The following is a 12153-nucleotide window of genomic DNA, read 5'->3' as shown; positions in this document are numbered from 1 at the left end:
GGTTCCCCGCGTCCGGTCATGACGTTCCCAGTTCCTTGTCGATGAGGTCGAACAGTTCGCCGGCGGTCGATGCCGATGCCAGCTCGCCGTCGTCCTCATCGGTTTCCGTGTACGGATCCGCGTCTTGCTCCGGCTTGCCGCCTCCCTGCCATTGCGCGGTCAGCGCCCGCAGCCGGTCGGTGATCTCGGCCCGTTCCTCGTCACCGACGGTGGCACCGGCCAGCGCTGCCTCCAGCCGGGTGAGCTCGCCGAGGATCGGCTGTGCTCCCGAGGTCTCGGGCAGATCGATCTCGGCCAGAACATGGCGCACCAGGACGAGCGGTGTCGGGTAGTCGAAGACGAGGGTGGCAGGCAGCCTGAGCTGGGTCGCCGCGTTGAGGTGGTTACGGAGTTCCACCGCCGTCAGCGAGTCGAAGCCCAGCTCCTTGAAGGCCTGGTCGGGTTCGATGTCCTCGGCGGATCCGTGTCCGAGGACGAGCGCCACCTGATTGCAGACCAGGTCGAGCAGGTACTGTTCGCGGTCTGCCGAAGGCAGCGCGGCCAGGCGCTCGGCGAGATCCCGCGGTGCTTCCGTCCCCTTCGCCGCGGCGGAGGTCGCGGCCCCGCGGCGGGCGGGGGCCCGGACCAGGCCGCGTAGCAGCGGTGGTACGGCCTCGGGGTGCGCACGCAGGGGCGCCGTGTCGAGGTTCATCGGCAGCAGCAGGGGGCGGGCCAGGTCCCGTGTGGTGTCAAGCAGGCCGAGCCCCTGCTCCGGGGTGAGCGGAAGCATGCCGCCGCGCGCCATGCGCTGCAGATCCGCTTCGCTCAGCTCGCCCGTCATGCCGACGCCGGGAGCCCAGGCGCCCCACGCCAGCGACTGTGCGGGGAGCCCCAGTCCGCCGCGGCGGCAGGCCAGCGCATCCACGAAGGCGTTCCCTGCCGCATAGTTGGCCTGCCCGGCGCTGCCGAACGTCCCCGCCACCGAGGAGAAGACGACGAAAGCCGCCAGATCCTCGTGCCGGGTCAGCTCGTGCAGGTTGCTCAGCGCGTCCACCTTCGGCGCGAGTACCTTGTCCAGCCTCTCCGGCGTCAGCGAGGACAGGACACCGTCGTCCAGCACGCCGGCCGTGTGCACGACGGCGGTGAGGGGGTGTTGCTTCGGCACGGAGTCCAGCAGTGCGCGCAGTGACTCGCGGTCGGCGCTGTCGCAAGCGGCGACGGTGACCTCGGCGCCGAGGGCGGCGAGTTCGTCGCGCAGTGCGTCGACGCCCGGAGCCTGCGCGCCGCGCCGGCTGGCCAGGAGGAGGTGGCGCACCCCGTGCTCGGTTACCAGGTGCCGGGCCACCAGCGCGCCCAGCCCGCCGGTGCCGCCGGTCACCAGGGCCGTGCCCTGTGGATCGAGGGGCGCCGGCACGGTCAGCACGACCTTGCCGATGTGCCGGGCCTGGCTGAGGTACCGGAAGGCCTCCGGGGCCCTGCGTACGTCCCAGGCCGTCACCGGCAACGGCTCCAGCACACCCTGCTCGAAGAGGTCGAGGAGGGCGGTCAGCATCTCCCCGATCCGCTCGGGCCCGGCCTCCCAGAGGTCGAATGCCCGGTAGCGCACCTCCGCGTGCGCGGCAGCCACCTGTGCGGGGTCACGGATGTCGGTCTTGCCCATCTCCAGGAACCGCCCGCCCCGCGGCAGCAACCGCAGCGAGGCATCCACGAACTCCCGCGCCAGGGAATCCAGCACCACATCCACACCCCGGCCACCGGTCTCGGCGAGGAAGGACCGCTCGAAGTCCAGATCACGCGAGGACGCAATATGCGCCCCGTCCAGACCTGAGGACCGCAGGGTCTCCCACTTCCCCGGGCTCGCGGTACCGAACACCTCCGCACCCAGATGCCGCGCCAACTGCACCGCGGCCATACCCACACCGCCCGCCGCGGAATGCACGAGCACCGACTCACCCGCCTGGAGTTCCCCCAGCTCCACCAACGCGTAGTACGCCGTCAGGAACACCACCGGAACCGAAGCAGCCTGCGCGAACGACCAGCCCTCCGGTATGCGGGCCAGCAGTCGGCGGTCGGCCACCGCGAGGGGCCCAAAGGCGCCGAAGAACATACCCATCACCCGGTCACCCGGTTGCAGGTCCTGTACTCCGGGACCGACCTCCAGCACCACCCCGGCGCCCTCACTGCCGAGTGCGCCGGCCTCACCGGGGTACATCCCCAGCGCGTTGAGCACATCGCGGAAGTTGACGCCTCCCGCACGCACCCCGATACGTACCTGTCCGGCCCCCAACTCGGCTTCCGCCTCCGGGCATTCGGCCAGGAACAGATTGTCCAAGGTGCCCTTGTCGGCGATGTCCAGCCGCCAGGCGTCACCCTCCCCGCCCGCATTGTCGGGCCGGCGCAGCGCGTCCGTGGACGCGACCCGGGCCAGCCGCGGTACGTGCAGGGCTCCCGCCCGTACCGCCGCCTCGGGCTCTCCGCTCGCGAGGGCGCCGGGCACGGCCGCGGCCGAGGCCGCCGTGCCGTCGAGGTCGATGAGCGTGAACCGGCCCGGGTTCTCCACCCCGGCGGCCCGCACCAGGCCCCAGAGTGCGGCCTGCGCCGGGTCCGGGTGATCCGCGTCCGAGGTGCTCACGGCGCCGTGCGTGAGGATGACCAGCCGGGAGGTGGCGAAGCGGTCGTCGGCCAGCCACTTCTGGAGCAGCGCGAGCGTGTCGTGGGCCGCGGTGTGCGCCCCTGCGGCCGCGTCGGACGGGTCCGCCGTCCTGGTCGAGCTGACGAGTACCACCGGGGGTACTTCGTCGGAGATTTCGCTCAGGCTGTCCGTTGCCTCCACCTGTACGCCGGTGCCGTCCAGCGCCACGGCCAGAGCCAGGTCCCCAACGACCGCCCAGCGCTCGTCGGACTGTGCGGTGGGCATCGGCGCGGTGTTCCAGTCCACCTGGAACAGCGCGTCGTGGTAGGCCGCGCCGCCGCTCACCTGCTCACCGGAGACCTGACGGAGCGTCAAGGACTCGATGGAGGCGACCGCGCCTCCTGCGGAGTCGGCCAGTTCGAGGGAGACGGCCTCGGGCCCGGACTGCACCAGGCGGACGCGCAGGGCGGTAGCTCCGGCGGCCCTCAGGGAGACGCCGTTCCAGGAGAACGGCAGCCGTCCGCGGCCGACATCCTCCATGGACACGAACATCATCGCGTGCAGCGCGGAGTCGAGCAGCGCGGGATGCAGCCCGAACGCGCCGGCCGACCCCTCGTGCTCCTCCGGCAGCCCGACCTCGGCGAAGATTTCGTCGCCGCGCTGCCAGACGGACTTCAGACCTCGGAAGACCGGACCGTAGGCGAACCCGGCCTCGGCGAAGCGACCGTAGAAGTCGTCGACCGAGGTCGTTTCCGCGTCGCGCGGCGGCCAGACGGTGAAGTCGTACGGCTCGCCCTGGTCCGCGGCTGCTCCGGTGGACACCACGCCACTGGCGTTGAGCACCCACGGCTGCTCGGCGAACTCGTCCTCCGGCCGCGAGTACAGGTTCAGTGTCCGCCGGCCGGACTCGTCCGGCGGCTCCACCGCGAGCTGCAGTTGCACCGCACCGCGCTCCGGCAGGACGAGCGGCGCGGCGATCGTGAACTCGTCGATGCGGTCGCAGCCCACCTCGTCGGCCGCACGGACGGCCAGTTCGAGAAAGCCCGTACCGGGGAACAGGATGGTCCCGGTCACCGCGTGGTCGGCGAGCCACGGGTGGGTGTGCAGCGACAGCCTTCCGGTGAACAGGAAGGCGTCGGAACCGGCCACCTCGACCGCCGCGCCCAGCAGGGGATGGTCCGCCGATCCGAGACCCGCCGAGCTGATGTCGCCGGTCGGCATGACGGGCGGCCGGGGCCAGTAACGGTGCCGCTGGAACGCATACGTCGGCAGACCGACGCGGCGGGCATCGCCGCCCGCGAAGGCAGCCTCCCAAGTCAGCGGCGTGCCGGCGGCAAACACCTGGGCGAGGGCGGTGAGCAGGCCGGCCGCCTCCGGACGGTCCTTGCGCAGAGCGGGCACAAGGAGGTGATCCGCGTCCGTGTCGCCGTCGAGGCAGCCCTGCGCCATGGCGGTGAGAGTGCCGTCCGGGCCGATCTCCAGGAACCGGGTGACCTCGTGCTCCACCAGCCACCGGATACCGTCGGCGAAACGGACAGCCTCGCGGACATGCCGCACCCAGTAGTCGGGGGACGTCAGTTCCTGCGGCGTGGCGAGTTCGCCGGTCACATTCGAGACGACCGGGATGCGCGGCTCCACATAGGTGACGCTTTCCGCGACCGTCCGGAAATCATCGAGCATCGGCTCCATCAGCGGCGAATGGAAGGCATGACTCACCTGGAGCCGCTTCACCTTCCGCCCCTCGGACTCGAAACGCCCGGCGACCTCCGCCACCGCCGATTCCTCACCGGCGATCACGATCGACTTCGGCCCGTTCACCGCGGCAATACTCACCCGCTGCTCCTGGCCTTCCAGCAGCGGCAACACCTCGTCTTCGGTGGCTTGGAGGGCGACCATCGCGCCGCCCGCCGGCAAAGCCTGCATCAACCGGCCGCGGGCAGCGACCAGACGGCACGCGTCCTCCAGCGACAAGACGCCCGCCACATACGCGGCCACCAATTCGCCGATGGAATGCCCCACCAGATAGTCGGGCCGGACTCCGAACGATTCCACCAGCCGGAACAGCGCCACCTCCACCGCGAACAACGCCGGCTGGGTGAAACCGGTCTGGTTCAGCGCCTCCGCATCCTCATCGGCATACCCCTCAGCCTCGTTGCCGAAGACCACACCCCGCAGCGGCGATGCCAATTCGCTGTCGAAGTGGGCACAGACGGAGTCAAAGGCGTCCGCGAATACCGGAAACGCGTCGTACAACTCCCGGCCCATTCCGAGCCGTTGTGCGCCCTGTCCCGTGAACATCAGAGCCAGCCGACCGTCTGCCTTTGCCGTGCCGGTGACGGCGTTCGGCGCGGTTTCGTCGGCCGCTATGGCGGCCAGACCGCGGAGCAACTCGTCCCGCCCCGTACCGAGGACCACGGCCCGGTGTTCCATGACCGACCGGGTAGTGGCCAGCGACAGTCCCACGTCCGCAGTACGCAGGGCCGGGGAGGCCTCCACGTGTGCGAGCAGCCGGGCGGCCTGCGCACGGAGGGCGGACCTGGTCCTACCGGTGATCACCCAGGATGCGGGAGAAGCCTCCGCTGCCGCCCGGACGTCGTCGGCAGGGTCGATGTCCTCGACAGGGGTGGCGTCCTCCGACGGGGCGTCATCCTCGGACGGGGCTTCCTCCAGGATCGTGTGCGCGTTGGTGCCACTGATGCCGAAGGAGGAGACACCGGCCCGCCGCGGCCGGCCCGACTCCGGCCACTGCACCGACTCCGTCAGCAACCGCACGTCCCCCGCCGACCAGTCCACATGCGACGACGGCTCATCCGCGTACAACGTCCGCGGCAGAACACCGTGCTGCAACGCCAGCACCATCTTGATCACACCGGCCACACCCGCAGCCGCCTGCGTGTGACCGATGTTCGACTTCACCGACCCCAGCCACAACGGCCGGTCCCCGTCACGGCCCTGCCCGTACGTCGCCAACAGGGCCTGCGCCTCGATCGGATCGCCCAGCGACGTACCGGTGCCATGCGCCTCGACCGCATCCACCTCCGACGCCGAAAGCCCCGCACCCGCCAGCGCCTGACGGATCACCCGCTGCTGCGACGGACCATTAGGCGCCGTCAAACCATTCGACGCACCATCCTGATTCACCGCACTGCCACGCACCACAGCCAACACCCGATGCCCATTGGCGCGCGCATCCGACAACCGCTCCACCACCAGCACACCCACGCCCTCGGAAAACCCGGCACCATCCGCAGCATCCGAAAACGCCTTGCACCGACCATCAGCAGCCAACCCCCGCTGCCGACTGAAATCCACAAACAACCCCGGCGTCGACATCACCGTCACACCACCCGCCAACGCCACATCACACTCACCCGCACGCAACGACTGCACCGCCAAATGCAACGCCACCAACGACGCCGAACACGCCGTATCCACCGTCACCGCAGGACCCTCAAGACCAAACGTGTACGACAACCGCCCCGACACCACACTCGCCGCATTCCCCGTACCGATATACCCCCCCAAATCCTCCTCACCCGACGCCACCAACAACCCCGTGTAATCCTGACCATTCGTCCCCGCAAACACCCCCGTACGCGACCCCCGCAACGACCCGGGAACAATCCCCGCCCGCTCGAACGCCTCCCACGACGCCTCCAACAACAACCGCTGCTGCGGATCCATCGCCACCGCCTCACGCGGCGAAATCCCGAAAAACCCAGGATCGAACTCATCAACCCCCGGCAAAAACCCACCCTCCCGAGTCGACACCTTCCCCGGCCGACCCGGCTCCGGGTCATACAACCCCTCAACATCCCAACCACGATCCACCGGGAACGGCACCACACCATCCCCACCCTCAACCAACAACTCCCACAACTCCTCCGGCGACCCCACCCCACCCGGGAACCGACAACTCATCGCCACAATCGCCACCGGCTCGTCATGCTCCACCTGTCCTGCCGTCACGACGGCCGGCGCCGTCGCGGACCCGTCGTGGACTGCCGTGTCGGACAGTTCGGCCAGCAGGAAGTCCGCGAGCACCGCACAGGTGGGGTAATCGAAAACGAGGGTCGCGGGCAGCCGCAGACCGGTGATGCCATTCATGCCGTTGCGCAGTTCGACGGCGCTGAGCGAGTCGAATCCGAGGTCGCTGAAGGCCCGTTCGGGGTCGACCGCGGAGGGTCCGGCATAGCCGAGCACGGTGGCGACATAGCTGCGGACCACGTCCAGGACCGTGCCGGCGCGTTCGGACTCGGAGAGTCCTGCGAGGTGCTGAAGCAGCTTCGCGGCGTCGGATCCGGTGTCGTCGCTCTCCTGTGCCGTCTCCAGGACACGTTGAGCGTCCGGGAGGTCGCGCAGCAGTGCGCTGGGCCGGGATGCGGTGAAAGCGGGCGTGAACTTGTCCCAGCCGAGGTCGGTGACGGAGACGTATGCCTCGTCGTGGTCCAGCGCCTGCTGGAGTGCTCCACAGGCCAGCTCGGGCTGCATGTCGTATACGCCGTAGCGCCGGAGCCGGTCGCCGACGGCGCCCTCGCCCATACCGTCTCCGGACCAGTGGCCCCAGGCGATGGCGGTTGCGGGGAGTCCGTCGGCGCGGCGCCGGTCGGCGAGTGCGTCGAGGAAGGCGTTTCCGGGGGCGTAGTTGCCAAGGCCCGATCCGCTGATGGTGCCGGAGGTGGAGGAGAAGAGCACAAAGGCGGACAAGTCCAGTTCCCGGGTCAGCTCGTGGAGGTTGAGCGCCGCGGTGACCTTGGTGCGCAGCACGGTGTCCATGCGGCCCGCGTCCAGGGAGTCGATCACGCCGTCGTCGAGGGAGCCCGCGACATGCATGACGGCGTCGAGCGGGTACTGCTCGGGGACGGATGCCAGCAGGTCGCGCAGCGCGTCGCGGTCGGCGACATCGCAGGCGGCGAGGGTGACGCGGGAGCCGAGCGCGGTGAGTTCGGCTTCGAGTTCCGTAGCGCCCGGTGCGTCGGAGCCGCGGCGGCTGGTGAGCAGCAGGTGCTCGGCGCCTTCGCGGGCGAGCCACCGGGCGATATTGCTGCCGACGGCTCCGGTGCCGCCGGTGACGAGCACGGTGCCGCGGGGCCGCCAAGTCCGCTGGGCCGGCGCGCCGGCCAGCGGGGCGCGGACCAGGCGGCGGCCGTAGGTTCCGGAGCCGCGCAGGGCGACCTGGTCCTCGCCGTCCGGGCCGGCGAGCAGCGCGCAGAGGCGGTCCGCGGCGCGCTTGTCGAGCGTTTCGGGCAGATCGATGAGGCCGCCCCAGCGGTCGGAGTGTTCCAGGGCGGCGACCCGGCCCATGCCCCAGACCAGGGCCTGGTGGGCGTGGGTGACGGACTCGGAGCGGCCGATGGCGACCGCCCCGCGGGTCCCGCACCACAGGGGTGCCTCGATACCGAGGTCGCCGAGTGCCTGGAGGAGGGACAGGGTCCCGGACAGCCCGATGGGCACGGCGGGGTGGGCGGGGTGGGCGTGCTCGTCCAGCGGGAGCAGCGACAGGACTCCGGTGAGGTGGTCGCCGCCGAGCGACTCGCTCAGCCGGTCGGCGGTCCGCTCGCGGTCGGAGCCGTCCTCGGAAGTCAGCTCCACGAGGCGTACCCGGGCGCCGTGAGCGGTGAGCGCGTCCCGTACGGCGACCACTCGCCCGTCGGCGGGTTCCCCCGCCGGGGCGACCAGCAGCCAGGTGCCGTACAGGGCGGCGGCGCGCTCGGCGAGCGGCGTCCAGCGCACGGTGTAGCGCCAGCTGTCGACGGTGGACTTCTCGCGGCTGTTCCTGCGCCACGACGACAGCGCGGGCAGTACGGCGCTCAGCGGCTCGCTGCCGTCCAGGTCGAGCGCGTCGGTGAGCGCCTGGAGGTCTTCCTGTTCGACGCTCTGCCAGAACTTCGCTTCGACGGCGTCGGTCCGCTGCCCGCCCTCGCTGTCGGCGGCGCTCAGTTCTCGCGCCTGGGGCCAGTACCGCGCACGCTGGAAGGCGTAGGTCGGCAGGTCGACGCGGTGAGCGCCGGTGCCTGCGAAGACGGCGGTCCAGTCGAGGACCACACCCTGCGCATGTGCCTCGGCGAGGGAGGTGAGGAGCCGGCCGACGCCGCCTGCGTCCCGGCGCAGGGTGCCGAGCACGGCGGCGTCCGTGCCGAGCGCGTCCGCACAGTCACGGATCCCGCCGGACAGCACGGGGTGCGGGCTGACTTCGATGAAGGCGCGGTGTCCGGTGGCCAGGAGCCCGCGGATGGCGTCCTCGAACCGTACGGTCTGCCGCAGGTTGGTGTACCAGTAGTCGGGGTCGAGGCCGGTGGTGTCCTGCCACTGGCCGGTGACGGTCGAGAAGAACGGGATGTCGGCCTCGGCCGGGCTGATTCCGTCCAGTGCGTCGAGCACCTGGGCGCGTACCGGCTCGACCTGCGCCGAGTGGGAGCCGTAGTCGACGGAGACCTTGCGGGCCCGCACACCGTCCGCGGTCAGCGCGGCGAACAGCTCGTCGAGCGCGTCCGCGGCACCGGAGACCACGACGGAGGCGGGGCCGTTCACGGCGGCGACGGACAGCCGCTCGCCCCATGGCTCGATGCGCTCCCGCACCGTCTCGGCGGGCAGCTGGACGGACATCATGCCGCCGCTTCCCGTGATGGCGGTCAGCGCCCGGCTGCGCAGGGCCACCACTCGCGCCCCGTCGTCCAGGGTCAGCGCGCCGGCGACACAGGCGGCGGCGATCTCGCCCTGGCTGTGTCCGACGACCGCGTCGGGTTCGACTCCGTAGGAGCGCCACAGCTCGGCGAGCGACACCATGACGGCCCACAGTGCGGGCTGGATGACGTCGACCCGCTCAAGGTCCGGTGCGCCGTCATCGCCGCGCAGGACGGCCGTCAGTGACCAGTCGACGAAGGGGGCGAGGGCGCGTTCGCAGGCGGCCAGGCGGTCGGCGAACACCGATGAGCCGTCCAGCAGTTCGCGTGCCATGCCCGCCCACTGGCTGCCCTGGCCGGGGAAGACCAGGACAGGGCGGGCACTTCCGTCGCGGGCTACGCCCCGGGGCACGTCGGAGACCATCGCGCCCTCGGCGATCTCACGCAGGGCCCGGTCGAGGTCCTCCCGGTCGGCCGCAACGAGCACCGCCCGGTGCTCGAACGCGGATCGCGTCGTGGCGAGCGAGAAACCGATACTGGTGAGGTCGCACTCGCCGGGGCGGGCCAGCAGGTGGGAGCGCAGCCGTGCGGCCTGGTCGCGCAGTGCGTCCTCGGTGCGTGCGGACAGCGGCACCGGCACCACGGGAAGAGCGGATGGGGCGGGCGTGTCCCGGGGTGCCTGCTCCCGGGGTGCTTCCTCGACGATGACATGTGCGTTGGTGCCGCTCATCCCGAACGAGGACACACCGGCCCGGCGCGGCTCTTCCCCGTCGGGCCATTCCACGGCCCGGCTGAGCAGCCGTACGTTGCCTGCCGTCCAGTCGACGTGCGGGCTGGGCTCATCGGCGTGCAGCGTCTTCGGCAGCACATGGTGACGCAGCGCCATGACCATCTTGATGACGCCGCCCACGCCGGCGGCAGCCTGGCTGTGTCCGATGTTCGACTTGAGCGAGCCGAGCCACAGCGGACGGTCGTCATCCCGCCCCTGGCCATAGGCAGCGATCAGGGCCTGTGCCTCGATCGGGTCGCCGAGTGCGGTCCCCGTGCCGTGCGCCTCCACGGCGTCCACCTGCTGCGGTCCGAGACCTGCGGTGGTCAGTGCACGGCGGATGACGCGCTGCTGGGAGGGGCCGTTGGGAGCGGTGAGTCCGTTGGACGCACCGTCCTGGTTGAGGGCGCTGCCGCGGAGGACGGCCAGCACGGGATGCCCATTGCGCCGGGCGTCGGACAGCCGCTCGACGACTACCATGCCGACGCCCTCGGCCCAGCTCGCGCCGTCTGCGTCGGCCGAGAACGGCTTGCACCTGCCGTCCTCGGCGAGCGCCCGCTGCCTGCTGAACTCGATGAGCGACCCGGGGGTGGACATCACCGTCACACCGCCGGCGAGCGCGAGATCGCACTCGCCCTGACGGAGCGATTGGACGGCCAGGTGCAGGGCGACCAGGGACGACGAGCAGGCGGTGTCCACGCTGACCGCCGGCCCTTCGAGGCCGAGGGTGTAGGCGATGCGCCCGGACAGCACGCTGGGCGAGTTGCCCGTGCCGACGTATCCCTCGAAACTGTCCTGCGCCCCGCCGAGAATACCGATGTAGTCCTGGTAGGTGACGCCGGCGAAGACGCCGGTGAGGCTGCCGCGGGCGGCCGCGGGGTCGATTCCGGAGCGCTCCAGAGCCTCCCACGACGCTTCGAGGAGCAGCCGCTGCTGCGGGTCCATCGACAGTGCCTCGCGGGGGCTGATGCCGAAGAAGCCCGGGTCGAAGTGGCTGGCGTCGTGCAGGAATCCGCCTTCGCGGGTATAGCACGTGCCCGGGTGATCCGGGTCCGGGTGGTACAGGCTGCCGAAGTCCCAGCCACGGTCTGCGGGGAACGCGGAGACGCCGTCGCCGCCCGCCGACACCAGCTCCCACAGCTCTTCGGGAGTGCGGATACCGCCCGGGTAGCGGCAGCTCATACCGACGATGACGACCGGGTCGTTGTCGAGGGGCGCGCTGGACAGCACGTCCGCTACGTCGTCTGTTCCACCGGTGAGTTCACCGTCAAGGTAGCGGGCCAGCGCCACCGGGGCGGGGTAGTCGAACACGAGCGTGGCGGGCAGCGCCAGGCCCGTCGCTTCCCTGAGCTGGTTGCGCAGCTCGACGGCGGTCAGGGAGGTGAATCCGAGATCGGTGAAGCTCCGGGAGGACGCCACCTCGTCGGGACCGGCGTAGCCGAGGACGTGGGCGATCTGCGTACGGACGAGAGCCAGCAGCACGCGGCTGCGCTCGGCCGCCCCCTTCCCGGCGAGCTGCCGCGCCAGGCCGGGGGCCGCGGTGGCTCGTTCGGCGATCCGGCGCCCGGAGCCCTGCGCCAAGGCACTGAGGACGGTCGGCAGGGGCGTCGCCGAGCCACGCAGGGCGGCACGGTCCACCCGCGCGGGAAGCAGCACGTTGCGGCCGGTCGCCCGAGCGGCGCCGATCAGTGCCGCGACGTCCTCCGCCGACAGCGCGGAAAGCCCCGGAGTGCCGGCGCCGGGCGGCGGGAGCAGAGCGAGGGCCGGCAGGCCGGCGGCCGCGCGCCGGTGGGCGAGCGCGGCCAGCTGCCCGCAGGACGGCGTGTCGGCCGGGCCGGTAGCGATGACAACGAACACGGGCGGAGCACCGTTCCCGTCACTCCCGCGTGTCAGCTCGTCCAGGCGCCGGGCCGTATCGATGTCGCGGCTCCGGTGGAGGTCGGCGGTGTGCACGACCGCGCTGAGCGGGCGTCCGGTTGCCTGGGCTGCGGCTATCGCTGCTTGCAGGCTGTGTGGACTCTGGCCGGCGTCCGTGTACGCGTCCGCCTCCGCTGCCGCGTCCTGGTTTCCGGCTCCGTCCCCGTCCTGGTCCTGGTCCTGGTCCTGGTCCTGGTAGGTAACGGTCTGCACGTCTCCCTGGGATTTGAGGG

The 12153-nt window shown here is 71.1% G+C and carries 1 protein-coding gene; it reads right to left on the bottom strand.

The annotated features are described in order from the left end of the window. Positions 1 to 16: 16 nt before the first annotated feature. A complete protein-coding gene (locus STRTU_RS36350) occupies positions 17 to 11923 on the bottom strand; it encodes a type I polyketide synthase (RefSeq protein ID WP_472926722.1) in 11907 nt (3968 codons plus the stop codon). Positions 11924 to 12153: the final 230 nt, after the last annotated feature.

It is taken from the genome of Streptomyces tubercidicus, from assembly GCF_027497495.1.
Taxonomy (GTDB): domain Bacteria; phylum Actinomycetota; class Actinomycetes; order Streptomycetales; family Streptomycetaceae; genus Streptomyces; species Streptomyces tubercidicus.
Note: the sequence above shows the minus strand (reverse complement) of the source record. Positions and strands in the feature narration are given on the sequence as shown.